The organism is Sphingomonas sp. MS122, assembly GCF_049532975.1.
Lineage (GTDB): Bacteria > Pseudomonadota > Alphaproteobacteria > Sphingomonadales > Sphingomonadaceae > Sphingomonas.
This window is the reverse complement of sequence record NZ_CP186695.1, coordinates 1,605,265-1,630,931: the sequence shown is the minus strand read 5'-3', so window position 1 is coordinate 1,630,931 and position 25,667 is coordinate 1,605,265. Positions and strand designations below refer to the sequence as shown.

Genomic DNA, 25,667 nt, shown 5'->3' with positions numbered 1-25,667 from the left:
ATGGCCGACGCGCAGATTTTCGCGGACCTGAAGCGCGATCACGACCGCCACCGCGACCTGCTCGAGCGGATCGCCGGCAGCGACCCCGACAGCGCGCTGCGCAGCGACCTGTTCGACGAGCTGCGCGTCGAGCTGCAGGCGCATGCCGCGGCCGAGGAGGAATCGCTCTACGCGGCGATGCTCGCCGACCCCGAGCTGCGCGACGCGGCGCGGCATTCGGTGTCCGAGCACAAGGAGATCGACGACTATCTGGGCGAGCTGGTCGAGCTCGACATGTCGGGCGACGCCTGGATGAAGACCTTCAAGGCGCTGCGCCACCGCTACCTCCACCATATCGACGAGGAGGAGCAGGAGATGTTCCCGGCCGCCGCCAGGGATCTCGACGATGCGACCAAGGCGAAGCTCGCCGCGGTGTTCGAGAAGCGCAAGCCCAGGGAGCTCGAACGCGCCGAGGACGAGATGCCGGGCGACGCGCGCCAGTGAGATGCACCCTAACTCGTCACCCGGCCTTGAGCCGGGGCCGGGCTTCTTCTCGCGACGCCAGAAGCTCAGCTCCGGATCAAGGCCGGGGTGACGTTATTGTCGGTTTGGCGCCTCGGGGCTAACTGACACCCCTGTTAATGGCTGGACGCGCGGCACGGACCGGCTAAGCTGCTCCCAAAACAGGGAGAGGCCCATGATCCGCACCGCCACGCTCGCGCTGCTCGCCTTCGCGTCCCCCGCGCTCGCCAAGACGATCGACGTCCCCGCCGGCCCCAACGCCCAGGAACGGCTGCAGGAGGCGCTGCTCGACGCCAGGCCCGGCGACACCGTCCAGATCGGCCCCGGCCGCTTCGAGCTCACCGACGGCCTCAGCCTCGATGTCGACAAGGTCACCGTACGCGGCGCCGGCCCGGACAAGACCGTGCTCAGCTTCAAGGGCCAGCTCGGCGCGGGTGAGGGGTTGCTCGTCACCGCCGACGACGTCGTGCTGCGCGGCTTCGCGGTCGAGGACAGCAAGGGCGACGGGATCAAGTCCAAGGAGGCGAACCGCATCGTCTACAAGGACATCCGCGTCGAATGGACCGGCGGACCCAAGGCCACCAACGGCGCGTACGGCGTCTATCCCGTCTCCAGCCACACGATCCTGGTCGACGGCGTCACGGTGAAGGGCGCGTCGGACGCCGGCATCTATGTCGGCCAGTCCGAGCGGATCGTGGTGCGCAACTCGACCGTCTCGCAGAATGTCGCGGGGATCGAGATCGAGAACAGCAACATGGCCGACGTCCATGGCAACACCGCCACCGGCAATACCGGCGGCATCCTGGTGTTCGACCTGCCCAACCTCCCCCGCATGAACGGCGGCGGGGTGCGCGTGTTCGGCAACAAGGTGGTGGCCAACGACACCCCCAATTTCGCGCCCAAGGGCAATATCGTCGCCACCGTGCCCAAGGGCACCGGCGTGCTGGTGATGGCCAATGACGGCGTCCACGTGTTCGACAACGACCTGTCGGAGAACGCCACCGCCAACGTGATGATCATCTCCTACCGCCCCAAGTTCGAGGACGCGAAGTACAATCCCTATCCGCGCCGCATCATCGTCTCGGGCAACCGCCACGGCCGCGCCGGCTTCGCGCCCGACGTGCCGAGCGGCGGCTTCCTCACCGCCGCGTTCGGCGGCAACGCGCCGCCGATATGGTGGGACGGCACCGGCGCCGCCTCCGAGCTGGGGCTGCGCGTCGCCGATCCGGTGCCGGTGCTCGGCCTCGGCCTCGCGCTCGGCGCGCCGGTCGAGAGCGCCAAGCCCTCCAAGGTCGAGCTCAACGCACCCGACGTGCCGCAGCCCGCCGCGGTGACGCTGCCGGCGGAGATGGAGGCGGCCGCCAAGTGAAGCATCTGGGACTGGTGTTGCTAGGGCTTGCCGTGGCGACCTTCGCTGCCGCCGCGGCGCAGCAGCAGCCGGTGCAAGTCGACGACGCCGCGATCACCAGCGACCACTATCCGGCCAGGCTCTCCGACTATCGCTTCTTCGCCGATCTGGCGAAGCGCACCCCCGCGCCCCGCGTGATCGGCTACGACCTCGAGACCGCGCTCTTCTCCGACTACACCGTCAAGCAGCGCTTCATCTACGTGCCCGCGGGCGCGAAGGCGAAGTACGATCCTGCCGGGGCGTTCGGCTTCCCCGTCGGCAGCGCCCTCATCAAGACCTTCGGCTATGGCGAGGGCGCGTCGTTCAAGCCGTTGGAGACCAGGCTGCTGCTGCGCCGCGCGTCCGGCTGGGTCGCGCTGCCCTATGTCTGGAACGCCGAGGGCACCGATGCCGTGCTCAAGCGCGCCGGCACGCGCCTTGCCGTGACCTTCACCGATCCCTCGGGCAAACCGCGCCAGATCAGCTACGCCGTACCCAACCAGAACCAGTGCAAGGACTGCCACGCGCTCGCCGGGCAGATCGCCCCGATCGGCCCCAAGGCGCGCTACCTCAATCACAACAGCCAGCTGCAGAAACTCGTCGCCGCCGGCCTGCTCGACCGCGCGCCCGCCGACGCCCCGCGCGTCGCGCGCTGGGACGATCCCAAGGCCCCGCTCGAAGCGCGCGCCCGCGCCTATCTCGAGATCAACTGCGCGCATTGCCACAATCCGGCGGGCGCCGCGTCCAATTCGGGTCTGTTCCTCGAGCTCGACCGCAAGGCGGCGGTGACGCTCGGCATCGGCAAGCGCCCGGTCGCGGCGGGGCGCGGCAGCGGCGGGCGCGAGTTCGCGATCCAGCCCGGCGATGCCGAGGCCTCGATCCTGATCTACCGCCTGCGCAGCACCGATCCCGGCATCGCCATGCCCGAGCTCGGCCGCGCCACCGCGCATGACGAGGGCATCGACCTGCTCTCGCAATGGATCGATTCGATGCCCGCGCGTTGAACAACCGTGCGCATCGTCGCGCACGGGAGACGGGTAATGGCAAGGCCACGCGCGGCGCCGGGCGGCAACAGCGAACCCGCATGGGAGGCGCTGCGTGCCGATGCGGCCGCCTGCACCCGCTGCGACCTCTACAAGCATGCGACGCAGACCGTGTTCGGCGAGGGCCCGGTCGACGCCGCGCTGATGCTGGTCGGCGAGCAGCCCGGCGACCAGGAGGACCTTCAGGGCCGCCCCTTTGTCGGCCCCGCCGGGCAGATTCTCGACCGCGCGCTCGGCGATGCCGGGATCGCGCGCGACACGGCGTATCTCACCAACGCGGTCAAGCACTTCAAGTTCGAGCCGCGCGGCAAGCGCCGCATCCATAGCAAGCCCAATGCCGGCGAGATCAGCGCGTGCCGCTGGTGGATCGAGCGGGAATTGCTGCTGGTGCGGCCGAAAGTGATCGTCGCGCTCGGGGCCACGGCGGCGCGGTCGCTGTTCGGCAAGGTCATGACGATCGGCCGCGAACGCGGCAAGCCGCACCCGCTCGCCGAGGGCGGCGAGGGCTGGGTCACCGTCCATCCGAGCTACCTGCTGCGCATCCCCGACGCCGCGCGCAAGGCCGAGGAATATGACCGCTTCGTCGCCGACCTCGGCGCAGCGGCGAAGCGGGTCTAGATCACAGCTTCTTCCTGAGCGCGGCCAGCGCCGCGAACGGTCCGGCCTCGTCCTCGCTCAGCACGCCCGCCTCGCGCAGCACGGCCTCCGCGCCCGGGCTGCGCGGGAACGGGTCGAGCGCCAGCGCCAGCGTCTCCGCCGCCGCCTCGCCCAGGTCGATCGCCCCGCCGGTGTAGAACACCGTGTCGCAATCGTCCTCGGAGAGTTCCACCTCGTCGCCGCTCTCGCTGCCTTCGGGCAGGAAGCGGATCGCGAAATCCTCCTCGATCTTCGCCGGCACCGGATCGCCGGTGACGCTGCACGGCTGCACCACCGCGCCGGAAAGATGCCCGCGCGCGACGATCCCGGCGGCGTCGCGCCGCACCGCATAGTCCGCCACGAGCCGCTCGATCGCGATCAGCCCGAAGCGCCGCGCCAGCGCGGTGCGCTCCGCCGCATCCGCCTCGATTCCGACGCGGCTCTCGCCCGCGCCGATCGTGTCGAGCCGGTGGGGACGGGAGAATTCGGGAGTCATGCCGGCAGCCGCCCCGCCATCAGCGCGTCGAACTCGACCCCAGCGAGCGCCGCATGCAGGCGGCGCAGCTCGCCCGCGCTGTGCGTCAGCGCCGCCTCGCCCGGATGCTCGGCGCGGTAGAGATTGCGCAGCAGCGCGTCCTCGAAGCTGCCCTTGCCTTCGATCAGCGCCTCGCGATACGCGCCCAGCCGCCCGCCGAGCAGCCCCATCATCTTGCCCATGCGCTTGCCGACCACGACGTCGCCGATGCCGATCTGGCGCAGCTGGCCGTCCATGTCGTCGACGAAGCACTCGATCAGCCGCGCCACGGTCTCGGCCGCCGCCGGCTCCGCCTCGAGCCGCAGCAGCACGATCGCCAGCACGCTCGCGATCGCGTCGAAGCGGCCGTTCACCGTGTCCGGTACCGCGCCCGCCTCGTACCAATGCGCCGCGCGGCCGCGCGCGACGACGGCCTGATACAGCGCCGCCGCCGGATTTTCCGCCTTGCGTCCGGCCAGCCGTTGCCACAATCCCATGTCTGACTCCTCGCCACGCTTGTTTGCGCGGGGTTGCCCGCATATTGAGGCGAATGGCCTGCGATGCAATCCGCACGGCCGTCCGTCTTGGGCCCGGCGCCCTGGGAGAGTGAGTTTGATGATTTCCGCCCGTGTCCTTCTCGCCGCCGCTTCCGGTATCGCGCTGCTCGGCGCCGGCGCGTGTGCCCCGCTCCGCGGCTATCAGGGCTATGTCGTCGATGCCGATCTGGTGAACTCGGTGCAGCCCGGCGTGGACAATCGCGAATCGGTGCTGGCGACGCTCGGCAAGCCGACGCTGACCAGCCAGTTCAACCAGGGCGAATGGTATTATATCGGGCGCAACACCCGCAATTATGCCTATAACAACCCCAAGCCGCGCGCGCAGACCACGCTGCGCATCCGCTTCGACGCCGCCGGCAACGTCACCGAGGTGACGCGCACCGGCGTCGAGCAGGTCGCGTCGATCAACCCCTCGAACAAGAAGACCCCGACGCTCGGCCGCGACCGCGGCTTCTTCGAGGATCTGTTCGGCAATATCGGCACGGTCGGCGCCCCCGGCACGGGCCCGGGGCCGAGCGGCGGCCCGTAATCGCCGCGCCCTGCAACTTTCATTTCGCTGACCGATTCATTCCCGCGCCGTTCAGTCACGCAGGGATAGCTTTTCCCTCACGCCGGTTATGTCCGGCATGAGAACATGGAGGAGCTAAGATGAAGAAGAAGCTCATATTGACAGCGCTGATCGCGGCCGTGGCGATGCCGACAATGGCTGCCGCGCCCGCCGCCGCCCAGTCGCAGCGCGAGCTGCGCCGCGACCGCCAGGACATCCGCGAGGAGCAGCGCGAGCTGCGCCGCGCGCAGCGTTACGGCACGCGCCGCGACGTGCGCGAGGAACGCCGCGACGTCCGCGACGCGCGCCGCGAGTATCGCGAGGATCTCAGCGACCGCAACCGCCGCTGGGGCAATGACGACTGGCGCGGCTGGCGCGACCGCAACCGCGGCATCTATGCCCGCGGCAGCTGGCGTGCGCCGTTCCGCTACTACGGCTTCCGCCCCGGCGTGCGCATCGCGCCGCATTATTACGGCAGCCGCTATTACATCAACGATCCGTGGCGCTACCGCCTGCCCCCGGCGGGCCGCTGGCAGCGCTGGGTGCGGCATTATGACGACATGCTGCTGGTCGACACCCGCCGCGGCGTCGTGATCCGGGTGATCCGCAACTTCTTCTGGTAAGCGGATCGGCGCCGGCCCGCTCCCCACCGGCCACCCATCAAGATACTGGCGTGGGTGGCCGGGTGGGGGAGCGGGCCGGTACCGTAGACCAACAAAGCACCAAAAAATGGCCGCGCCGGCGGTATACGCTGCCGGCGCGGCCGAACGGTTTCGGTCCCGAAAGGGTTTAGGACCAATTGCCGCAACGCGCGGGAATCGTTTTGGTTCGATTCACCTTCGCGAGCGGCCGGTGCCGGGCATCTTTCCCCCGACGCCGTGTCCCTGTGGCAACATCTGGTGGGGCACGGCAGGAAAGCGCCCGGCATCGAACCCAGCCTATGCGGTCTCAGCGCACCGTGAACAGCACCTGATCGACCACTCGCCCACCCGGCCCGACCAACCGCAGGCGATGGCGCCCGGGTCCCGCCAGCACCATCGGCCGCGCATCCGCCGCGCCGAGATCGCGCCCGTCGAGCTCGAGCCGGTGTCCCACGACCTCCCCGGATACGCTGATCGCCATGCGCTGGCGCTCGACCGGGATGTCGGGATCGAGCGCATAGACGCTGCCCGAGACCGGGCTGACGACGCGCGGGCGGCGTGACGCGGGCGGCGCGACCGCCACTTCGCTCATCCCCGTCCCCGCCAGGAAATATTCGCGCCGCGGCTGCTCGATAGTGCCGGCGAAGCGGATCACGCGTTCCTCGATGCCCGTGGGCCGCGGCGGCGCCCGCCCCGGCCGGCCGGCATGCAGCGCCATCATCACGTCACGCCACACCGGCGCCGCGCCGCTGGTGCCCGAGACCGCGCGCATCGGATCGCCCTCGAGGTTCCCGACCCACACGCCGACGGTGTAGCGGTCGGTGAAGCCGATGCACCAATTGTCGCGCATCGCCTTCGACGTCCCGGTCTTGACCGCCGCCCAGAACGGCAGGCGCAGCGCCGAATCCATCCCGAAGGTGCTGGCGCGGGCATTGGGATCGGCGAGCATGTCGGCGACCAGCCACGCCGCCTGCGGGGTGGTAGTGGGGCGGTCCGCCTCGCGCTTTTCGCCCTTGCGCACGTGCAGCGGTGCCCAGCGCCCGCCGCGCGCGAGGCTGCGATACGCCGCGGCCTGCTCGACCAACGTCACCTCGGCCGAGCCGAGCGCAAGGCTGTAGCCATAATATTCGCCGCTCTCGGTCAGCCCGCGATAGCCGGTGTCCCACAGCCGGTCGCGGAACGGCTCGACCCCCGTCAGCAGCAGGGTCCGCACCGCCGGCACGTTGAGCGACCCCGCCAGCGCCGCGCGCGCGCTCACCGGGCCCTTGAACGCGCGGTCGTAATTCTGCGGCACGTAAAGGCCCGATGCGGTGTCGAGCTGAACCGGCGAATCGTCGAGGATCGAGGCCGGCGTGAGATACCCCTTCTCCAGCCCCAGCGCGTAGAGGAAGGGCTTGAGCGTCGACCCCGCCTGGCGATAGCTGCTGGCCCCGTCGACCGAGGGCGCGGTCGATTCCCCCCCGATCCCCCCGACCCAGGCGAGGATCTCGCCGGTGGCATTGTCGGCGACGATCACTGCGCCGTCGCGCGCGCGCGTCCCGCCCAGCCCCTGCAGCTGCCGCCGCAACGCGCGGATCGCGAGCCGCTGGATACGCGCGTCGATCGTCGTCTCGACCCGCAGCCCCGGCTCGGTCAGCAGCCGGTTGGCGAGATGCGGTGCCAGCCCGGGATCGAGCGCCAGGCTTCGCGCCGGCCCGAGCATCGAGGCCGCCGCCCCTGCGAACCTGCTGCAATCGCTTTCGCGCGACAGCGCACAGGCGCGGCGCGCCACCTCGCTTGCCCCCGCCGCCGGATTGGGCAGCAGCGCCGCGAGCAGCAGCCCGTCGTCGCGGGTCAGCGCCTCGGGCGCCTTGCCGAACAGCCCCAGCGCCGCCGCGCCGATCCCCTGCGCCTCGCCGCGAAACCCGGCGAGGTTGAGATAGGCTTCGAGGATCTGGTCCTTGCTCCAGATGCGTTCGAGCGCCGCGCCCGCGCGCATCTGGCGGAGCTTGTCGAGCCATCCGCGCGATCCCGGCGCCGACAGGCCGGGCGCGAGATAGGCCGCGACCTGCATCGAGAGGGTAGATGCCCCCCTTGCGCGTCTGCCCTCGATCCGGTCGCGCATCGATCCGGCGACCGACCGCCAGTCGATCCCTTCATGGTCGCGGAAGCGCTTGTCCTCCGCCGCGACCAGCGCCTCGACCGCCGCCGGCGCGACCTTGTCGAGCGGCGTCCAGCCCAGCCGCCGCGCCTGGAAATCGACTCGCGCCGAATCGAGCAGCCGTCCCTCGCGGTCGTAGAGCCACGCCTCGGACGGCTTCCACGCCGCGACGGTGGCGCCATGCCCCGGCAGCCGCGGCGGCCGCGTGGCATAATCGGCCGCGGCGTAGAGCGCGCCCAGCGTGAGGATCGCGGCGATGACGATGCGGGGGCCAGTCCACCACGCGCGGTGGGTGGGCGCTTCAAGCCATGCCCAGAGCGCGCGGAGCCGCTGCCAGAGATCGGACGCCTTGCTCATCCCAGACCGTCACCCCGGCCTTGTGCCGGGGTCCACCGGGAGGCAGGCGCGAAGCAAGAGGCTCCAGTGCATCGGACGGGGAGCCGTGGACCCCGGCACAAGGCCGGGGTGACGGCTGATTGAGGTTCCTCCCTCACCTCACCGCTGCGCGATCACCATCGGCTGGTTCGGCACCGCCGCGCGGATCTCGGGCGAGTACATCGCCTCGACCTTCGACGGCGGCAGCTGCAGCCGGCCCGCCGCATTGAGCCGCATCACGTACGTCACCGAATGAGTCCCGCGCGGCAGCCACGCGAAATAGCCCCGCCACGCATCGCGCCCGCGCTCGACATAGCTCGGCTGCGACCCCGATTCCTCGCCGCCCTCGGCCAGCATCTCCGATTGCCCGCCGAGCGAGCCGATCACGGTCGCGCCCGCCGGCACCGGATCGGCGATCACCACCCAGTTACGGTCGGCGGTGGCCTCGACCGTCAGCGTTACGCGGATCACGTCGCCGCGCGTCAGCACGCCCTTGGTCTTGGCCTGCACCACCTCGGTCTTCTTCGACAGGCGGTAGCCCGCGCTGAGCGGCTGGGTCAGCGGCACCGCCGCCTTGACCTGCACTATCGCCCACGGCCCCGCCCCGCCCGACTGCGAGAGGCTCAAGGGCGTCTGCTGCGCCGGCAGCGCGAAGACGAAGCTGCGCTGCGGGTCGGGCAGCGGCCAGCTGCGCGTCACGCTCTGCCCGCCGAGCGTCCCGGTGGTGATCCCCGCCACCGCGCTCGCCGGATAGGTAGTCGCGAACTTGCGCGCCGCGATCACGCCCCAGGCATTGGCGGTGGTGGTGTCCCAATGCCCGCGCCGCTGGCGCAGCGCCGCGCCGACCATCATCTTGGGGCCCTCGCCCGCGAAGCTCGGCCGCCCGAGCGTCGCGACCAGCGCGCGCAGCACCGATTCGTCGCCCGACGACATCATCCACCACGCCGTGGCGGCATTGTCGCTGAGGTCGATCCGCGTCCCCTCATAGACCAGCCGCGTCTTGAGCTCGCCCTCCGCCGCCGCGCGCAGCTGCGCGCCGTTCGCCAGCCCCGGCACCTTGCCCAGCGCTGCGATGTAGTCGGCCAGCGTCGAGGTCGGCATGTCCTGCGGGGTCATGCCGATCTGGCCGAGCATCGCGCCATTGGCCGCGCCCTGCCGCGCCAGCGCCGCGAACGCCGCGACCTTCTGCAGGCGGACATCGCCATAATCCTCGTGCCGCAGCCGCCCGTCGAGCACCGCCTTGAGCGCCTCGATCATTCGCGCGCGGGGGCCATCGGGAATCGGCAGCCCGGCCTCGGCGGTGACCGACAGGATATAGCTGGTCAGCGCCTCCGACCCGCGCAGGCTGTCCGAGGGGAAGTAGCGCAGCAGCCCGTCGCTATCGAGATAGACCGGCATCTCGCCCGACAGCCGGTTCCACTCGCCCATGTCGCCGAGCACGATCGCGCGCGAGGTGCGCTGCTCGAAACAGCCATAGGGATAGGCCGCCATATAGTCGCGCACGCCCTGCAGCGGCGGCGCCAGCGTGTCGGTGAGCAGCACCGAGACCTGGCCGAAGCCCGGCAGCGCCCCCGCCGGCGGCTGGATCGCGACCGGCCCGCTTTCGCCCACGCGCACCAGCGTCGCCGCCCAGGTCTCGACCGGCACCGCGGGCGCGATCTCCTGCGCGACGGTGATCGCGTCGGCCGCCTTGCCGCTCGCGTCCCTGGCGGTGACCTTCCACTGGAGCTTGTCGAAGCCCGCCGGGGCGGTCAGGTTCCACGCGATCGGCACCGCCCCGCCCGCCGGGATCTCGACCGTCAGGTCGCGCCCGGTGGCGACCTTGGGCGACAGCTCCACGCTCGCCGTCACCTTCATCGGCTTGTCCGAGCCGTTGCGCAGCGTGAAGCCCGCCGAATAGAAGTCGCCATTGCGCACCAGTGGCGGAATGCCCGCGAAGATCGACAGGTCCTGCGCCGTCCGCACCGCGGTCTCGCCCGTCCCGAAACTCTGCCCCTTGTCGCCCAAGGCGATCGCGACGAGCTTGAACGAGGTCAGCGCGTCGGAGAGCGGCACATCGACCCGCGCCTGCCCCTGCGCATCCAACGGCACCTTGCCGCGCCACAGCAGCACCGGCTGGAAATTCTCGCGGTTGAGCGCCGACAGGTCCCCGCCGCCGCCGCCGCCGGCCTCGACCGCCTTGCGCCCGTAATGCCGCTTGCCCACCACCTGGGTCTGCGCGGTCGAGGTCAGCACCGAGATCGGCCGCTCGCCCATCATCGCGCCGAGCACGTCCCAGCTCTCGTTGGGCGCGAGCTGCAACAGCGCCTCGTCCACCGCGACGAAGGCGACATCGGCGCTCGGCGCCACGCTCCCGTCCGGGTTCTTGACCTGCAGCGCGACCTTCGCCGTATCCCGCGCGGCGTAGCGTTCCTTGTCGGCCTTGACCGCCACCGCCATGCGATGCCCTTCCCAGCCGACCTTCACCTTGGCGATGCCCAGGCGATAGCTCGGCTTGGCGAGGTCGACCGTCGCGGTCGGCGCCGCGCCCTCGCGCGAGAAGAAGGGCAGGTTCCAGCGCCGCGCCAGGTCCGCCCACCAGAGCTTCCACCCGCCGATGCGCCCGCGCACCGCCATCACCGAGACGAACACGTCGGGCGCGTACACCCCCTGCATCGGCACCTCGACCACCGGATTGTCGCCCGACAGCTCGGTGACGAAGCTCGACAGCACGCCCTCGCGCTCGACCGTGACCAGCGCGGTCGCGTTGCGGAACGGCGTGCGCACCTGGAAGCGCGCGGTGTCGCTCGACTTGTACTCCTGCTGCTCGGGGATGACGTCCATGCGGTCGCCATTGTCGCCGCCGAACCACCAGTCGTCCTCGCCCGCCAGCCATACCGAGGTCACCGCCCGCGCGACATTGCCGCTCGCATCCTCGGTCGTCGCCACGGCATAGACTTCGCCCGACACGCCGGGATCGATCGCGCATTGCGCCAGCCCCAGCTCGTCGGTCGTCGCCGAGCAGGACGCGCTGATCTTCGTCGTCCTGGCGTTGTTCTCGTACGCGTAGAAGCCGCCGATCAGCCGCCGCCGCGCGGTCAATATCTCGCGGCTGTACAGCGCCACCTGCACCCGCTGCCCCTTGATCGGCTTGCCCTGCGTGTCGAGCGCGACGAAGCGCAGGCGCAGATCGTCCTCCTTCATCAGCCAGCCGTCGGTCCTGACCCCGAGCTGCACGCCCGAGGCATAGATCGGCACGCGGCGCGACGCGGTCAGGATCTCGCCATTGGCGTCCTGGTAATCCATCTCGACGCGCATCTGGCTGCTGCCGTCGAGCGTCTGCGGGATGTCGACACTGGTCCGCGCCGTCCCGTCCGCGCCCAGGGTCACCGGCAGGGTCTGCATCGGCGGGAGGGTCGTGGTGTCCTCCTCGCCCTCGCCGTTCAATGGCTTGGTGCCCTCGGCGATCGCCTTGCCGCCGAAGCTGTAGCCGTCATAGCCGTCGGGCGCGGCGATCCCGTCATAATAGCCGATGCGCAGCTCGACCGGCAGGTTCGACGCGCCCCCGCCCGACAGATATCCCACGAACAGGTCGAGCGGCAGGCTCTTGGGCTTGACCGCCGCCTCCTTCGGCCCCGCGACCGATGCCTTCATCGTCGGCAGCTTGTATTCGTCGACCTTGATCGACTGGCTGGTCCAGATCGTGTCGTCGCCCTTCACGAACTGCAGGTCGTAATCGCCCATCGGCGCGCCCTGCGGCACGTTCCACTGCGTCTCGCCGACACCGCTCGCATCGACCGTCACCGGCAGCTCGAAGCTGGTGTCCGACCCGCGATGGCTGAGCTTCAATGTCCCCGTGAACCCCGCCGGGGTCACGAAGCCCTGCGCCACCGGGCGGCGCAGCACATGTTTCATGTTGACCGCCTCGCCCTGGCGCACCAGCGCGCGGTCGAAGATGGTGTGGACGATCTCCCCCGCCGCCTCATAGCCATAGCGCAGGTCGAAGTCGTACGGCCGGATGCCCTCGCCCCACGCGGTCAGCGTGAAACTCATGTCGTCACCCTTGCGCGCCGAGATCATCAGCGGATGCGAGTGGCCGTCCTCGCAGCCGCCATAGCTTTGCGGCTCGGGAATCCCCTGCTTGACCGCAAGCCGGCCCGTATCGTCGGTGGTGCCCCGGGCCAGCGCCTGGCCGGTGCAGCTGTCGGTGACCTGCACCGCCGCGCCCGCCACCGGCTTGCCGCTGTCGAGCGAGGTCACCCAGGCGAGCGAGCCCTCGCGCCCCCATTTGAAATGCACCGCCATGTTGGTGACCAGCGCCCCCGCCGCGACATAGCGCGGCGCATCGCGCCCGAGCAGCGCCTGCCCGAGCTGCGGCGAGGCGAGCTCGACGACATAGAATCCGGGCTTCTTGAGCGGGATGCCGATGACCTCGAATTCCTTGCCCTTGCCCGGCAGCCCGATGCTGAGCGGCGCGCCGAGACCCGCGGGCAGGATCGGCTTGGCGCCGGTCTGGTTGATGCGGATCGTCTCCGCGCCGCGCTTGACCTCCTCGACCTCATAATCGTCGGCCTTGTCGATGTTGCGCAGCCATTTGGCGATCACGCCGTCCGCGGCGTCGACTCGCATGTGCTGGCCGGCGACGCTCAGCCCCTTGCCCTGCAGCGAGGCTTCGACGTTGCGCACCGTGACGGGCAGCACGCCGCCTTCCTCCGCCTCGATGATCCCGAACGGCGCCGCGAACTTCACCAGCGGCGGCGCCTCGTCGAACCGGACTTCCAGCGGGAAGCGCTCGGCATTGGCGAGCACGCGCCCGCTCTCGTCCTTGACCCCGGCGGGCAGCACCAGCCTGGCGGTGGTCGAGGCCGGCAGCGGCGCCTCGAACTTGAGGTCGCTCACCGTATTGGCGCGCTTGTCGTCGTCGGACAGCGCCGGCGTCAGTTTCTTGCCGTCGGGCAGCTCGATCCGCACCTGCTCGGCGAGGTCCTTGGGAATCCGCGCGCTGAAGCGCACCCACGCCTCCTGCACCGGCGAGCAGCCCGCCTGCGGATTGACTCGCGAGCATTCGAAGCGCGCGGTGAACGGCTTGCGCACGGTGAAGTCGAAACGCTGCTCGGCCCCCGCGGTCTTGCCCCCCGCACCCGCGATCGACGCCCCCCACACCAGCGAGACGTCGCGCCCCGGCGGCAGCGGCCGCCCGCACTTGACCGCGACCACGCTCGCCAGCGCCTTGGCGCGAGTCGCCGCGTCCTCGGGCAATTTCTCGGCGATCCCCGAATCGGAGAGGAAGTTGCGCACCTCCCAGCGCTCGGGATCGAGGTCCTGGAGCAGCTTGCCGGGCAGCCCGGCGTCGAGCAGCTCGATCGGGATCTGCTCGCCCAGTCCCTCGACCGCGCAATAGGCGCCCGCCGCGATCGACGCGCGCGTCGCGGGCATGTTGGTGCCGATCAGGAAGACCTGGTCCTCCTCGATCTGCCCGCCATAGCGGCTCGGCAGCATGCCCTTGACCGTCGGCCCGCCGGCATCGACCTTGAAGCTGCGCGAGCCGGTCACGTCATAGCCCGACAGGCTCTTCAATTTCTCGTTGAGCTGGAACTCGCACACCGTGCCGCCGGGCAGCGGGGTCGCGAATTCATGGACGAAGGTCTGCTGGTCGACCCAGCGCCCCTCGCCGCCGACCGCGCAATTGACCTTGGCCGGCGCCGCCGCGCGCGGATCGCCGAGCGGCACCATCGGCGCGCTGAAGCGGATCGTGAAGCGCTCGATCGCGCCGTCGCCCATGCCGGGGGTGGCGAGCACCACCTGCGGGCTGGCGTCCCCCCAGGCGGCAAGCGGCGTCAACGCCAATGCCAGGACCGCCGCGGCGCGTGCGAGCTGCTTCATCGGACTTCCCCCTGCAGGACGTGCGGGAGCGTAACGAGGCCAGCGGGCAAGTCCAGCGGGAGCTTCGCGCATCCGCGGATTTTGCCGCGGCGGGGGACGACATTTGAATTTCGATCGTCACCCCGGGGCCTTGTGCCGGGATGATAATGAGGAACTGGGCAAACGGGAACAAGCTTTCACGCATCGGTTCAACCTGCGCCACCCATCGCACCGCCCGCTTGACTCCCAGCCACTCCCGCGCCAATACTTAAGTGAATGCTTCAGTATCAACCCGCCCCGCTCGACCTCGCCTTCCAAGCCCTGTCCGATCCCGCACGCCGTGCCATGGTCGAACGGCTGAGCCTGGGTCCCGCCTCGGTCAGCGAGCTGGCGAGGCCGCTCCCGATGACGCTGTCGGCGGTGGTCCAGCACCTCAAGGTCCTGGAGGAAGCGGCGCTGGTGAAGAGCGAGAAGGTCGGCCGCGTGCGGACCTGCACGCTGGAGATCGCCGCCATGACCCAGGTCGAACGCTGGATCGCCGAGCGCAGGCGGTTCTGGGACCGGCAATATGATCAACTCGAGGCCTATCTGGCCCGCACCGCCCCGCAGGAGAACGACCAATGACCATCACCAACGCGACCTTCGCCATCGAACGCGTGCTGAACGCCTCGCCGGCGCGGGTCTTCGCGGCCTATGCCAGCCTCAAGGCCAAGAGCGCGTGGTTCAAGGCGCCGTCGGACATCGAGACGCTGGACCGCGACTTCGACTTCCGCGTCGGCGGCAGGGAGCGGTTCCACGCCCGCTGGCCCAGCGGCATGGTCACCGACTTCCAGGCGGTCTACCACGACATCGTCGAGGACGAGCGGATCATCCTCGTCTACGACATGTTCCACAATGGCGAGAAGCTGTCGGTCTCGCTGCTGACGATCGAGCTCCGCGCCGAGGGCGATCGCACCCGGCTGATCCATACCGAGCAGGGCGCCTACCTGACCGGCGGGGCCGAGGCGGTGGCGAGCCGCGAGCACGGCACGACCTGGCATATCGACAACCTCGTCGCCGTGCTCGAGGGCCGCGAGGCGAAGGCGTTCGCATGAGCATCGAACTCTTCGCCCACCCCTTCTCGTCCTATTGCCAGAAGGCGCTCATCGCCTTCTACGAGAACGACATCCCCTTCACCTACCGTATGCTCGAGGATCCCGGGGTCGGCGAGGAGCTCGCCGCGCTATGGCCGATGAAGCGTTTCCCGATCCTGCGCGAGGACGGGCGCGTGGTGCTCGAGGCGTCGATCGTCATCGAATATCTCCAGGTCCATCATCCCGGGCCGGTGAAGCTGGTCCCGGAGGATCCCGACCTCGCGCTCGAGGTGCGGATGCTCGACCGCTTCTTCGACAATTATGTCATGACTCCGCAGGGCAAGTTCGTGTTCGACGCGCTGCGCCCGCCCGAGAGCCGCGATCCCCATGGCGTCGAGGATGCGCGCAAGATGCTCGACACCAGCTATGCCTGGCTGGACCAGCGCATGGAGGGCCGCAGCTGGGCGGTGGGCGAGACCTTCACCCTCGCCGATTGCGCCGCCGCGCCCTCGCTTTTCTACGCCGACTGGACGCACCGCATTCCCGAGACCTACGCGAACCTGACGGCCTATCGCGCACGCCTGCTGCAGCGCCCGTCCTTCGCCCGCGCGGTCGACGAGGCACGGCGCTTCCGCCACTATTTCCCGCTCGGCGCGCCGGACCGGGACTAGTTGCGGCAAGCGGCAATCTCCGCGTCTCCGCGTGATCCAATCTGCTTTGCGCCCCCGCATCTTCACGTGAGCAATTGAATGTCGCCCCGCCCTAGCTCGCCGGATCGTACATGAACTCGCGCAGCTCCTGCGCGCAGCGGCAGGCGACCGCGATCTTGCGCGCCCATTCGACCGCCTCTTCGCGCGTCGGCACCTCGAGCACGGTGAACCCGCCTTTCAAGTCGCTGCCCGGATAGATGTCCGGCGACACCGATCCGTCGGCGGCGACCAGCACAGGATCCACCCCTTCGTGGATCCCGCCGCCGAACACATAGACGCCGGCGGCCTTGGCTTCCTCGATCACCGCGTGCGCGTCGGCGGACACGGCCGGCATGTCCGCCTCCGCGATCACCATGGCTTCGCTCGGGAAGGAGATGAGGTATTTGGTCATGCCGCGATGATGCCTCGAGCATCGGGCGCCGGCAAGGCCGTCCACTCGTGCGACACGCGCGCCCGCAACGCGGACACGCCATTCGGGCGGGACGCCAACATCGTGCACGACATGTTCTCCATTGCCGTCGCGCCGGCGCCGTCGAATCTGCCGCTTCGTCGCCGATCCGGCGCGCCGCCAGGCCTTCCACCCCACCCGCAAACACTCGGAAAACCACGGAAAACGCGCGTGCTTTCCTACACGAACCTATTTGGCTATACTCGTAATCAGGTTCGAGCCGATAGGGTGAAAGTTGAATCTATGCCGTACGCCATTCGAAAAAGTGGAAATCGGAAAGACCGACTCGACGCGGCTCAGCCCTCCGCCGGCTCCGCCTCGGCGCGCCCCTTGAACCCCTGCGCGACCACGAACCACTCGACCGATCCCTTGCGGCTCGACGGTGGCTTGGCATGCTTCACGGTGGCGAAGTTGCGCTTCATCTGCGCGACCAGCGCGCTGTCGGCGCCGCCCGCGAACACCTTGCTGACGAAGCTGCCGCCGGGCGCGAGGTTGTGGATCGCGAAGTCGAGCGCGGTCTCGACCAGCCCCATCGTGCGCAGCGCGTCGGTCTGCGGATGGCCGACCGTGTTCGCCGCCATGTCCGACATGACCAGGTCGGGCGCGCCGCCGAGCGCCTCCATCAGCAGGTCCGGCGCGGCGTCGTCCATGAAGTCCATCTGGAAGATCGTCACCCCCTCGATCGGGTCGACGGGGAGCAGGTCGATGCCGACCACCGCCGCCCTGGGGCACTTGCGCCGCACCACCTGGCTCCACCCGCCCGGCGCCAGACCCAGGTCGACGACGCGCTTCGAACCCTTGAGGAAGTCGAACTTCTCGTCGAGCTCGATCAGCTTGTAGGCGGCGCGGCTGCGATAGCCCTCGGCCTTGGCCTGCTTGACATAGGGGTCGTTGAGCTGCCGCTCGAGCCAGCGCACCGACTGGCTGGTGCGCCCCCGCGCGGTCCGGACGCGCGTGCGTCCTCGCGTTCCGCCCCGGCTCATTTCATGTCCCTCATTGTGCGCGGCTGCCCATCAGGCGGCGCAATATACCCTCGCGGATGCCGCGGTCGGCGATGCCCAGCCGCTCGGCCGGCCAGATGTCCATGATCGTCTCCAGGATCGCGCAGCCCGCCACCACCAGGTCGGCGCGCTCCGCGCCGATGCACGGGATCGCCGAGCGCCCCTTCATGTCGAGCCCGGCGATGCGCTGGCTCACCGCGCGCATCGAGGCGGCGGGCACGATCAGCCCGTCGACCGCCGAGCGGTCGTAGGACGGCAGCCCGAGATGCACGCTGGCGAGCGTCGTCACCGTCCCGCTGGTGCCGAGCAGCCGCGGCGTGCCCGAGACCGCGGGCAGCCGCGCGATGAACGGCGCGAACGCCTCGGCCACGCTCTCGCGCATCCGGGCATAGCCCGCGGCGCGCAGCTTGGGATCATGGTCCCCGGTGATGCCGCGCGCCTCGGTCAGCGAGACCACGCCCCAGCGCGCGCTGTGCCAGTCGAGGATGCGGGGATGCTCGCCGGCCGAATCGACCAGCACCAGCTCGGTCGAGCCGCCGCCGATGTCGAACACCAGCGCCGGGCCGTCGCCGGGCTCGAGCAGCGCATGGCAGCCGAGCACCGCCAGCCGCGCCTCCTCCTCGGCGGTGATGATGTCGAGCACGATCCCCGTCTCGCGATAGACTCGCTGGATGAACTCGGGGCCGTTGGCGGCCTGCCGGCACGCCTCGGTCGCCACCGCCCGCGACAGCGCGACATGGCGGCGGCGGAGCTTGTCGGCGCAGATCTTGAGCGCGGCGATGGTGCGCTCGATCGCGGCGTCGGACAGGCGCCCGCTCGACGCGAGCCCCTCGCCGAGGCGCACGATCCGCGAAAACGCGTCGACCACGGTGAACCCTGCGCCTTGCGGGCGGGCGATCAGCAGCCGGCAATTGTTGGTGCCGAGGTCGAGCGCGGCATAGTGCCGCGCCTCGGGCCAGCGTGCCCGCCCGTGGGGCGGAGACGGATTCGGGGCCGGGCGGGCCGGTTTCGGAGCCGGCGGGCGCGGCATCCTGGCGGAGCCTTCCCCCATCGCAAACCACTCACTTATGTTCTTCCGTCACGGCCAAGCCGGCCGCCGGTGCTTGGGGCGAAGCTAGCGCATGGCGCCGGCAGGGGCAAGGCGAGCGCGGGAAGCCGGCCGGAGAAGCCTCTTGACCCCTGCCCGGCGCCCGCCTAGATGCCCCGGCTCCAACGGCATTGCCCTGTCGTCTAATGGTAAGACTACGGACTCTGACTCCGTCAATCGTGGTTCGAATCCACGCGGGGCATCCAACTCCCCAGCTTCGGCACCTGATCCGCTCGCATGGCGCGGCCATGCGATGAGCGGTCCCCGTTCAGAACTTGGCGCCGGCGCCTTGGCGACGCGGATGTCCGACGATGCCGAGCTCTGATAAGCGACCAGCCCTGCACATAGCCGCGGCCCGATCCCACCGGCGCGCGTCGCCGGCATCATGCGTGAGATGACCACGTGGCCGTCCCGCGATCGAGCACCGGTCCCGCGATCAGGCCTTCAGCGTGTCGTAAACGATCACTTTGCGCCACAAATGGCTGTATTTCGCGACGAAGGCCTGATGGATGGGGTGGTCCTGATAGGTCTTCTGATCCGCCAGGCTGTCGAAGAACATCAGCTCGGACACGTCGTAGCTGCCGTCGACCACGTCGCGCTTCTCCGTCGATGCGGGCACGCCGATATGGAGGCCGCGAATGACGTCGATCCCGGCAAGCGTCCGCAGGCCCGTGATCAGCTGCTCGCGGTCCTCGGCGGAGCCCGGGTTGTTCAGCCAGAACAGCACATGGTGGACCAGCATCGCCGGGATGGGCGTAGCGGTTGCGGAGGCGGGAGCCGTCACGGCACCCGCACTGCCGAGCGCGATCATCGTCATGACACGCCTGCGATTGGCTTCCATTGTGCCTCCTGGATGACGGCGATTGCACCTGAGGGCATGGACTTAGGATGAAGCGCCCGGGTTGGGAAGGCCAGCCCGGGATGCTTTTCGCGCTGGACGCCAGCCGCCGACGCAGCGACAAAGGTCCATGGCCGAGGCCGCCCCGTTGACCCCGCGACGCGCGCTCGGCTTCTGGCCGGCGCTGGCGCTGGTGGTGGGCAACATGATCGGATCGGGCATCTACCTGCTGCCCGCCACGCTCGCGCCGCTCGGGACCAATGCGCTGATCGGCTGGGGCGCGACGATCGCGGGGGCGATGACGCTGGCGTTCGTGTTCGCCCGGCTCGCGGCGAAGCTGCCCTGCGCGGGCGGCCCCTATGCCTTTGCCGACGCGGCGTTCGGCCCCGTCGTCGGCTTCGCGGTGGCGTGGAGCTACTGGATCCTGATCTGGGCCGGCAACGGCGCGCTGGCGATCGCGGTGGTGAGCGCGCTCAGCGTGCCCTTCCCGCAGATCGCGAGCGGGCTGCCGGCGTTCGCGACGGCGCTGCTGCTGATCTGGACGCTGGTCGCGGTCAACATCCGCGGCGTGGCGCTGGCGGGCCGCATCCAGCTCGTGACCGCTGTAGTGAAGCTGGCGCCGCTGGTCGCGATCGTCCTGCTCGCGCTGTGGCTGCTGCTCGCGAACGGCCGCTCGGCGATCGTCGCCAACCCGCCGGTGCCGCTCGGCGCGGGTGCGATCTCGGCCGCGGTAGCGCTGACCTTCTGGGGGTTTCTCGGCGTCGAATCGGCGACGGTTCCCGCCGACCGGGTCAAGGACGCCGCGCGGACCGTGCCGCTGGTGACCTTGCTCGGCACCGCGCTGACCGGGCTGGTCTATGTGCTCGTCGCCGGTGCGATCGGGCTGATGATGCCGGCGGAGGTCACCGCGGCCTCTCCCGCGCCGCTCGCCGCCTTTCTCGGCCGCGCCTGGGGGGCGGGCGCGCTCGAGATCGCCGCGATCTTCGCCGCGATCAGCGCGCTCGGCGCGCTCAACGGCTTCATCCTGCTGCAGGGCGAGATGCCCTGGGCGATGGCGCGTGGAGGGGTCTTTCCGGCGTGGTTCGGCAAGGAGAACCGCCGCGGCACGCCGGGGCGCGCGCATCTGGTGTCGGGCGTGCTGGTGACGATCGTGATGGCGCTCAACTATACCGGGCGCACCGGCACGCTGTTCGCCGACATCGCGACGATCAGCCTCGCCGCCGGCATGCTCGCCTATTTCGTCAGCGCGATCGCCGCGCTCAAGCTGCTCGCCGGCGACCGCGCGGCGACGCTCGCCGCTACCCTCGCGGCGCTGTTCGTGCTGTGGATGATCTACGGCCTCGGCCTGCGCGCCAATCTCTGGGGCCTCGGCCTGCTCGCGCTCGGGCTGCCGGTGTTCCTGTGGGTGCGGCGGGCGCGCTAGCTAGAAGGGCAGCACGCGGCGAACGAACGAGCGGTCGCGCAGGATCTCGTGCGCGGCGTTGTGCCCCGGCGCGCCGGTCACGCCGCCGCCCGGATGCGTGCCCGCGCCGCACATATAGAGTCCCTTGATCGGCCCGCGATAGTCGCCGTGCCCCAGCATCGGCCGCGCCGCCCAGAGCTGGTCGAGCGACATGTGCCCGTGCATGATGTCGCCGCCGATCAGCCCGAACTTGCGCTCGAGGTCGAGCGGCGAATGGATCTGCACGCCGAGGATCGACTTGCGGAAATTGGGCGCGTGCTTCGTGACCGTGTCGATGATGACCTCGGCCGCCTGCTCGCGTTCCTCGTCCCAGCTGCGGCCGTCCGGCAGCACCGGCGCGAACTGCTGGCAGAACAGCGAGGCGATGTGCATTCCCGGCGGGGCGAGGCTGTCGTCGACGCTGGTCGGGAGCTTCATCTCGACGATCGGCTCGTCGGACCAGCCCTTCGCCTTCGCGTCGGTGAAGGCCTTGTCCATATAGTCGAGCGTCGGCGAGATGATGATGCCGGCGGTATGGTGCTCGGCCTTCTCCTTGCCCGGAAGCACCGCGAAATCGGGGAGCTCGCTCAGCGCGACGTTCATCCGGAAGGTACCCGATCCGGTCTTGTAGCCGTCCATCCGCCGCGCGAACTCGGCGGGCATGTCGCTGCGATCGAGGAGCTGGCGGTAGAGCAGCGCGGGCCCGGCGTTCGACGCCACGACCGGCGCGGCGATCTCCTCGCCGCTTTCCAGCCGCACGCCCGCGACCTTGCCGCCGTCGACCAGCACCTTCGCGACCGGCGCCTCGACGCTGATCTCGGCGCCGGCTTCCTCGGCGGCCTCGGCCATGTAGCGCGTGATCGCGCCCATGCCGCCGACGCTGTGACCCCACATGCCCTTCTTGCCGTTGATCTCGCCGAACACGTGGTGGAGCAGGACATAGGCCGATCCCGGCGTATCGGGGCTGGCATAGTTGCCGACCACCGCGTCGAAACCGAACGCGGCCTGGATGTACGGGTTCTCATACCAGCCGTTGAGGAAGTCGCGCGCGGACTTGACGAACAGGTCCATCACGTCGCGCTGCGCCTCGACGCTCATCCCCGCCAGCCGCCTGCCCTGCACCGCGGCGGCAAGCAGCGCGCGCAGCCCGCCGCCGGCATTGGGTGGCGTCTTGAGCGAAAGGTCGCGCAACACTTCGGCGACGCGCTCCAGCGCTTCCTCGTAGCGCGGGAAGGTCTCGGCATCCTTCGGCGAGAAGCGCGCGAATTCGGCCTGGGTGCGCGCCATCCCGCCGCCGAGCTTGAGATAGCCGCCGTCGTGCGGGAAGAAGTTGCTGATCGTCCGCTCGATGATCCGCCAGCCGCGTTCGTGCAGCTTCATGTCGGCGATCACCTTGGGCCGCAGCAGGCTGACGGTGTAGCTCGCGGTCGAGTTGCGGAAGCCGGGATGGAACGCCTCGGTCACCGCCGCGCCGCCGACGATGTGGCGCCGCTCCAGCACGCGCACCTTGAGCCCCGCGCGCGCGAGGTAGAAGGCGCAGACCAGGCCGTTATGCCCGCCGCCGATGACGATCGCGTCGTACTTCTTCATGCTTCCCCCGGAAATCAGACGGTATGCGGCCAGCGCGACCAACCCGGCGGCGGTGCGCGGTGCAGCCGCGCCTCGGGGATGATCGCGCGGATCTTCGCCGCGAAGCTGCGCAGGCATACCTCGCTCGCGCCGATCGGCCCGACCGTGTAGCTTTGCGACGCCATGCCCTGCTGCACCCGCTCGATCAGCCAGGTATCCTCGGCGTTGACCACGCGGTTGATCCGCCAGTTGGCATAGCGCACCAGCTTCATCTCGCGGCGGTCGTCCGGCAGCGCGAACGCCATCTCGCGCAGCAAGCAGCTGGTGGGCGAGGTCGGCAGCCACTGCATGAAGTCGATCTGGTCGGCATAGATGTCGAACGCCATGTTCGGCCACAATTTATAGTAGAGCCACAGCCGCTGGTTCGCCTCGGGCAGGTGGTCGGCGCGCGGCAGATGGCATTGGTAGAAGGCCTCCCACGGATTGGCCGATACACGGTCGACCAGATAGCCCGACATCTTGTCGACCCAGCCCGCCGCCGCGATCGCATAGGATTTGCCGAACAGCCGCGTCAGACCGTCATGCGCGACGGGGATGTGGAGGTTGTCCGAATAATTGTCGCCGACATTCTTCCAGTTGACCGCCCGGTCGCGCAGGCGGACGTCGCTGATCCGCCGCATCTCCTCGAAGCGATAGGGCGCGATCTCATGGTCATAGGGCGCCATCATCTCGGCGGGCGACGGGCCGCCATCGTCCTCCAGCCGCACGAACACGAAGCCACGCCAGATCGCGACGTCGACGGGGACGAGCCCGCTCCGCGCCATGTCCAGCGCGGGATAGTCGCGCCGCATCGGTACCCCCGAGAGCCGCCCGTCGAGCTCATAGGCCCAGGCGTGATAGGGACAGACCAGCTTGTGCGCACAGCCCGCGTCGCCCTCGACGATGCGCATCGCGCGGTGGCGGCAGACGTTGTGGAAGGCACGGATCACGCCGTCGGCGCCCCGCACCGCGACGACATGCTCGCCAAGATAACTGATCGTCCGCCAGTCGCCCGGCGCGGCGAGGTCGCTTTCGTGGCACAGGATCTGCCATGACGGCCGCAGGATGCGCACCATCTCGACGTCGTGAAATTCGCGATCGATGTAAATCCAGCCGGGCAGCGACCAGTCGGCGTCGGGGTCGGGGTCGGGGTCGGGGTCGGGGTCGGGGTCGACGCCGAAGTCGCGCGATAGGGAAGCGAGGGTCGCCATCAAAGGCTCCGCGATTGCTTATTGTACGATCGTACAATAAGCTGAGGGCATGAGCAAGCCTGCCTTCACCCGCGCCGAGCCCGATGCGCGCCGGCTGTCGCTGATTGAGGCGACCGCGCGCGTGCTGGCGCGCGACGGCGCGAGCGGCGCCTCGGTGCGTGCGATCGCGCTCGAGGCCGGCGTGTCGCCGGGCCTGGTCGCGCATCATTTCGGCGGGGTCGACGCGCTGATCGCGGCGACTTACGCGCATGTCGGGGACCAGGTGGCCGCTGCGCTCGACGTCGCGGTCGCGGCTGCCGGGGCCGACCCGCGCGCACGACTCTCCGCCTATGTCGCGGCGAGCTTCGCTCCCCCGATCGCCGACCGCGCGCTGCTCGCGACCTGGACCGCCTTCTGGGGGCTGGCGATCGCGCGCGACGATGTCGCCGCGCTCCACGACGAGCATTATGCCCGCTACCGCGCCGATCTCGGGACGCTGCTGGCCGCGTGCGGACTCGCGCCGGCGGCGCAGCGCCGCGCGGCGATCACGATCACCGCGCTGGTCGACGGGCTGTGGCTGGAGCTGTGCCTGTCGCCGCAGGTGATCGACGCCGCCGAAGCGCGCGCGATCGCCGAGGCGCAGATCGCCGCGCTACTTCGATAGATCGGTGAACAGCGAGCGGTAATAGACGATTGCCGGCGCGATGCTGGCGATCGGGGTGCGCTCGTTGAGCCCGTGGCTGAAACTGTCCGATTCCTTGATGAACACCGGGCTCGCGCCATAGCTCGGCACGCCGACCGAGCGGAACCACATCGAATCGCTCGCGCCCGACGACATGCTGGGGAAGACGGGTACGCCGGGATAGGCCTTGCCCATCGCCGTCTCGACCGCGCGGACGAAGTCGGGCCGCATCGGCGAGGCGTCGGTCGCCACCGACCCTTCGGTCACGTCCTTCCACTGGATCGCGGGATCGCCGGCGACACGCGCCAGCTCGGCCATGATGTCGGCGGGTTTGTGGCCGGGGAAGATGCGGCAGTTGATGTTGGCCGTGGCGCGCTGCGGCAGGGCGTTGAGCGCGTGCCCACCCGACACCATCGTCGGCACGCAGGTCGTGCCGATCTTGCCGATCGTCGCATAGTTGGCGCGTAGCGTGGCGACCGCCTTCGCGTCATCGGGATTCGCGGCGAACGCGCGCATCGCCGCGGCCGTCTCGGGATCCTCGTATCGCGCGGCCGCCTGGAAATAGGCACGCGACAGCTCGTTGAGCTCGGGCTTGAAGCGATAGGCGCCGATCTTCGCCAGCGCCGCTCCCAGCTCGGCGATCGCGTTCACCGGCCGCGGCTCCGACGAATGCCCCCCGGGGTTCGCGACGCTCAGCTCGAAATCGGCATAGGTCTTCTCCGCCCCCTGCCAGGTCATATAAAGCGGCTTGCCCGTCTTCTCGTCGAGCAGGCCGCCGCCGCCGTCGATGTTGATGACCAGTTCGGCATGCCTGAGCTTCTCGGCGATGATCGCCGAGGTCTTCATCGTCGTCTCCTCGTCGCCCGAGAATTGCAGGATGATATCGCGGCGTGGCTTGTAGCCCTGCTGTTTGAGCTCGATCAGCGTCGCCATCACGATCGCCGCGTCGAGCTTCATGTCGGTGGCGCCGCGGCCGTAGAGATAGCCGTTCTCGACCACCGCGATGAACGGATCGCGTTCCCAGTCGGACGGCTTGGCCTCGACCACGTCGATATGGCCGGAGATGACCAGCGGCTTGGCCTTGGGATCGCTGCCCGGCCAGCGCGCGATCAGATAGGCGGTGTCGTCGACCGGCGTGACCGTCACCTCGCCCTGCGCGAACCCGCCGGCGACCAGCTGCTGCTTGAGCCATTGCGCAAGCGCCGGCGTCTGGTTCTGCGCCCCACTCACGCTGCGGAAGGAGATCGCGCGTTTCGCGATCTCCAGCGCCCGTGCCTCGGTATCGCTGGTCTGGGCAGGCGCTGCGGCGGCGGTCAGCGCAAGAACGCAGAAGGCGGCGATATGCAGATGCTTCATGGCAATGATCCGGTAGCGATCGGGAGGGATGATAGGCGGTGCCGGCGGCGC

At 69.6% G+C, this 25,667-nt stretch carries 21 protein-coding genes, 1 tRNA gene and 1 pseudogene; 12 read left to right on the top strand and 11 right to left on the bottom strand.

Annotation, left to right across the window (positions count from 1 at the left end; genetic code table 11):
* The 4 genes and pseudogenes from ACO227_RS07850 to ACO227_RS07835 all read left to right on the top strand — a co-directional run.
* On the top strand, positions 1-483 hold the full coding sequence (locus ACO227_RS07850) for a hemerythrin domain-containing protein (protein WP_423606666.1): 483 nt from the start codon (positions 1-3) through the stop codon (positions 481-483).
* A 193-nt stretch (positions 484-676) separates the two neighbouring features.
* Positions 677-1,870: a parallel beta-helix domain-containing protein gene (locus ACO227_RS07845; protein WP_423606664.1), complete on the top strand. Its 1,194-nt coding sequence runs from the start codon at positions 677-679 to the stop codon at positions 1,868-1,870.
* Entirely contained in the window at positions 1,867-2,892 is a 1,026-nt protein-coding gene (locus ACO227_RS07840; RefSeq protein ID WP_423606662.1) for an SO2930 family diheme c-type cytochrome, read from the top strand. The genes ACO227_RS07845 and ACO227_RS07840 overlap by 4 nt, the downstream gene beginning before the upstream one ends.
* A 33-nt stretch (positions 2,893-2,925) precedes the next feature.
* Positions 2,926-3,549: pseudogene (locus ACO227_RS07835) on the top strand (UdgX family uracil-DNA binding protein); the annotation flags it as partial.
* Position 3,550: 1 nt separating this feature from the next.
* On the opposite strand, the gene ACO227_RS07830 reads toward ACO227_RS07835, so the two are convergent.
* Together ACO227_RS07830 and ACO227_RS07825 are read right to left on the bottom strand one after the other, a co-directional pair.
* The gene (locus tag ACO227_RS07830) at positions 3,551-4,063 is read right to left on the bottom strand and encodes a YceD family protein (protein ID WP_423606661.1); all 513 of its coding nucleotides are present in this window, start codon (positions 4,061-4,063) and stop codon (positions 3,551-3,553) included.
* Positions 4,060-4,578: a ubiquinol-cytochrome C chaperone family protein gene (locus tag ACO227_RS07825; protein WP_423606659.1), complete on the bottom strand. Its 519-nt coding sequence runs from the start codon at positions 4,576-4,578 to the stop codon at positions 4,060-4,062. Before ACO227_RS07825 ends, ACO227_RS07830 begins: the two co-directional genes overlap by 4 nt.
* 118 nt (positions 4,579-4,696) lie before the next feature.
* Between ACO227_RS07825 and ACO227_RS07820 the strand changes: the two genes are divergently transcribed.
* Positions 4,697-5,167, top strand: a complete 471-nt coding sequence (locus ACO227_RS07820; RefSeq protein WP_423606657.1) for an outer membrane protein assembly factor BamE — start codon at positions 4,697-4,699, stop codon at positions 5,165-5,167.
* A gap of 119 nt (positions 5,168-5,286) precedes the next feature.
* Positions 5,287-5,808, top strand: coding sequence for an RcnB family protein (locus ACO227_RS07815; protein WP_423606655.1), 522 nt, complete (start codon positions 5,287-5,289; stop codon positions 5,806-5,808).
* Between the two features lie 325 nt (positions 5,809-6,133).
* Here the strand turns inward: ACO227_RS07815 and pbpC are convergent, their stop codons facing one another.
* Positions 6,134-8,323 carry a penicillin-binding protein 1C gene (gene pbpC, locus ACO227_RS07810; protein ID WP_423606654.1) on the bottom strand — a complete coding sequence of 730 codons (2,190 nt, stop codon included), beginning with the start codon at positions 8,321-8,323 and terminating at the stop codon, positions 6,134-6,136.
* Between the two features lie 138 nt (positions 8,324-8,461).
* Positions 8,462-14,203: an alpha-2-macroglobulin family protein gene (locus tag ACO227_RS07805; RefSeq protein WP_423606652.1), complete on the bottom strand. Its 5,742-nt coding sequence runs from the start codon at positions 14,201-14,203 to the stop codon at positions 8,462-8,464.
* A gap of 255 nt (positions 14,204-14,458) precedes the next feature.
* Here ACO227_RS07805 and ACO227_RS07800 point away from each other — a divergent pair, with 255 nt between their 5' ends.
* From ACO227_RS07800 to ACO227_RS07790, 3 genes are read left to right on the top strand one after another with little or no spacing between them, the layout of a single operon-like run.
* Positions 14,459-14,806, top strand: coding sequence for an ArsR/SmtB family transcription factor (locus tag ACO227_RS07800; RefSeq protein WP_423606650.1), 348 nt, complete (start codon positions 14,459-14,461; stop codon positions 14,804-14,806).
* Entirely contained in the window at positions 14,803-15,276 is a 474-nt protein-coding gene (locus ACO227_RS07795) for an SRPBCC family protein (protein ID WP_423606648.1), read from the top strand. Before ACO227_RS07800 ends, ACO227_RS07795 begins: the two co-directional genes overlap by 4 nt.
* A complete protein-coding gene (locus ACO227_RS07790; protein ID WP_423606646.1) occupies positions 15,273-15,926 on the top strand; it encodes a glutathione S-transferase family protein in 654 nt (217 codons plus the stop codon). The genes ACO227_RS07795 and ACO227_RS07790 overlap by 4 nt, the downstream gene beginning before the upstream one ends.
* A gap of 91 nt (positions 15,927-16,017) precedes the next feature.
* Here ACO227_RS07790 and ACO227_RS07785 read toward each other — a convergent pair whose 3' ends face one another.
* The 3 genes from ACO227_RS07785 to ACO227_RS07775 form a co-directional block, all read right to left on the bottom strand.
* Positions 16,018-16,356 (bottom strand): YciI family protein, encoded by a 339-nt coding sequence (locus tag ACO227_RS07785; protein WP_423606644.1) that lies wholly within the window; start codon positions 16,354-16,356, stop codon positions 16,018-16,020.
* Positions 16,357-16,709: 353 nt separating this feature from the next.
* On the bottom strand, positions 16,710-17,396 hold the full coding sequence (locus ACO227_RS07780; RefSeq protein ID WP_423606642.1) for an RlmE family RNA methyltransferase: 687 nt from the start codon (positions 17,394-17,396) through the stop codon (positions 16,710-16,712).
* 10 nt (positions 17,397-17,406) lie between these two features.
* Entirely contained in the window at positions 17,407-18,444 is a 1,038-nt protein-coding gene (locus ACO227_RS07775; protein WP_423606640.1) for a Ppx/GppA phosphatase family protein, read from the bottom strand.
* 189 nt (positions 18,445-18,633) lie between these two features.
* Between ACO227_RS07775 and ACO227_RS07770 the strand changes: the two genes are divergently transcribed.
* Positions 18,634-18,707: transfer RNA gene (locus ACO227_RS07770), tRNA-Gln, on the top strand.
* A 230-nt stretch (positions 18,708-18,937) separates the two neighbouring features.
* On the opposite strand, the gene ACO227_RS07765 is transcribed toward ACO227_RS07770, so the two are convergent.
* Positions 18,938-19,342, bottom strand: coding sequence for a Dabb family protein (locus ACO227_RS07765; RefSeq protein ID WP_423606639.1), 405 nt, complete (start codon positions 19,340-19,342; stop codon positions 18,938-18,940).
* A gap of 127 nt (positions 19,343-19,469) precedes the next feature.
* On the opposite strand from ACO227_RS07765, the gene ACO227_RS07760 reads away from it, so the two are divergent.
* Complete coding sequence (locus ACO227_RS07760) at positions 19,470-20,762, top strand: amino acid permease (RefSeq protein WP_423606638.1); 1,293 nt, start codon at positions 19,470-19,472, stop codon at positions 20,760-20,762.
* On the opposite strand, the gene ACO227_RS07755 is transcribed toward ACO227_RS07760, so the two are convergent.
* Both ACO227_RS07755 and ACO227_RS07750 read right to left on the bottom strand, forming a co-directional pair.
* Positions 20,763-22,370: a phytoene desaturase family protein gene (locus ACO227_RS07755; RefSeq protein ID WP_423606636.1), complete on the bottom strand. Its 1,608-nt coding sequence runs from the start codon at positions 22,368-22,370 to the stop codon at positions 20,763-20,765. It abuts the gene before it with no gap.
* Between the two features lie 14 nt (positions 22,371-22,384).
* Positions 22,385-23,599 carry an aromatic ring-hydroxylating oxygenase subunit alpha gene (locus ACO227_RS07750; RefSeq protein WP_423606634.1) on the bottom strand — a complete coding sequence of 405 codons (1,215 nt, stop codon included), beginning with the start codon at positions 23,597-23,599 and terminating at the stop codon, positions 22,385-22,387.
* Positions 23,600-23,648: 49 nt separating this feature from the next.
* On the opposite strand from ACO227_RS07750, the gene ACO227_RS07745 reads away from it, so the two are divergent.
* Complete coding sequence (locus tag ACO227_RS07745) at positions 23,649-24,242, top strand: TetR family transcriptional regulator C-terminal domain-containing protein (protein ID WP_423606632.1); 594 nt, start codon at positions 23,649-23,651, stop codon at positions 24,240-24,242.
* Here the strand turns inward: ACO227_RS07745 and ACO227_RS07740 are convergent.
* Positions 24,231-25,616: a M20/M25/M40 family metallo-hydrolase gene (locus ACO227_RS07740; protein WP_423606630.1), complete on the bottom strand. Its 1,386-nt coding sequence runs from the start codon at positions 25,614-25,616 to the stop codon at positions 24,231-24,233. The two genes, ACO227_RS07745 and ACO227_RS07740, sit on opposite strands and share 12 nt — an antisense overlap.
* Positions 25,617-25,667 lie beyond the last annotated feature (51 nt).

Excerpts from the sequence above, each read along its gene's own strand:
- ACO227_RS07850 (WP_423606666.1), top strand. The coding sequence starts at position 1 with ATGGCCGACGCGCAGATTTTCGCGGACCTGAAGCGCGATCACGACCGC.
- ACO227_RS07845 (WP_423606664.1), top strand. The coding sequence starts at position 677 with ATGATCCGCACCGCCACGCTCGCGCTGCTCGCCTTCGCGTCCCCCGCG.
- ACO227_RS07830 (WP_423606661.1), bottom strand. The coding sequence starts at position 4,063 with ATGACTCCCGAATTCTCCCGTCCCCACCGGCTCGACACGATCGGCGCG.
- ACO227_RS07825 (WP_423606659.1), bottom strand. The coding sequence starts at position 4,578 with ATGGGATTGTGGCAACGGCTGGCCGGACGCAAGGCGGAAAATCCGGCG.
- ACO227_RS07820 (WP_423606657.1), top strand. The coding sequence starts at position 4,697 with ATGATTTCCGCCCGTGTCCTTCTCGCCGCCGCTTCCGGTATCGCGCTG.
- ACO227_RS07815 (WP_423606655.1), top strand. The coding sequence starts at position 5,287 with ATGAAGAAGAAGCTCATATTGACAGCGCTGATCGCGGCCGTGGCGATG.
- pbpC (WP_423606654.1), bottom strand. The coding sequence starts at position 8,323 with ATGAGCAAGGCGTCCGATCTCTGGCAGCGGCTCCGCGCGCTCTGGGCA.
- ACO227_RS07805 (WP_423606652.1), bottom strand. The coding sequence starts at position 14,203 with ATGAAGCAGCTCGCACGCGCCGCGGCGGTCCTGGCATTGGCGTTGACG.
- ACO227_RS07800 (WP_423606650.1), top strand. The coding sequence starts at position 14,459 with ATGCTTCAGTATCAACCCGCCCCGCTCGACCTCGCCTTCCAAGCCCTG.
- ACO227_RS07795 (WP_423606648.1), top strand. The coding sequence starts at position 14,803 with ATGACCATCACCAACGCGACCTTCGCCATCGAACGCGTGCTGAACGCC.
- ACO227_RS07790 (WP_423606646.1), top strand. The coding sequence starts at position 15,273 with ATGAGCATCGAACTCTTCGCCCACCCCTTCTCGTCCTATTGCCAGAAG.
- ACO227_RS07785 (WP_423606644.1), bottom strand. The coding sequence starts at position 16,356 with ATGACCAAATACCTCATCTCCTTCCCGAGCGAAGCCATGGTGATCGCG.
- ACO227_RS07780 (WP_423606642.1), bottom strand. The coding sequence starts at position 17,396 with ATGAGCCGGGGCGGAACGCGAGGACGCACGCGCGTCCGGACCGCGCGG.
- ACO227_RS07775 (WP_423606640.1), bottom strand. The coding sequence starts at position 18,444 with ATGCCGCGCCCGCCGGCTCCGAAACCGGCCCGCCCGGCCCCGAATCCG.
- ACO227_RS07765 (WP_423606639.1), bottom strand. The coding sequence starts at position 19,342 with ATGGAAGCCAATCGCAGGCGTGTCATGACGATGATCGCGCTCGGCAGT.
- ACO227_RS07760 (WP_423606638.1), top strand. The coding sequence starts at position 19,470 with ATGGCCGAGGCCGCCCCGTTGACCCCGCGACGCGCGCTCGGCTTCTGG.
- ACO227_RS07755 (WP_423606636.1), bottom strand. The coding sequence starts at position 22,370 with ATGAAGAAGTACGACGCGATCGTCATCGGCGGCGGGCATAACGGCCTG.
- ACO227_RS07750 (WP_423606634.1), bottom strand. The coding sequence starts at position 23,599 with ATGGCGACCCTCGCTTCCCTATCGCGCGACTTCGGCGTCGACCCCGAC.
- ACO227_RS07745 (WP_423606632.1), top strand. The coding sequence starts at position 23,649 with ATGAGCAAGCCTGCCTTCACCCGCGCCGAGCCCGATGCGCGCCGGCTG.
- ACO227_RS07740 (WP_423606630.1), bottom strand. The coding sequence starts at position 25,616 with ATGAAGCATCTGCATATCGCCGCCTTCTGCGTTCTTGCGCTGACCGCC.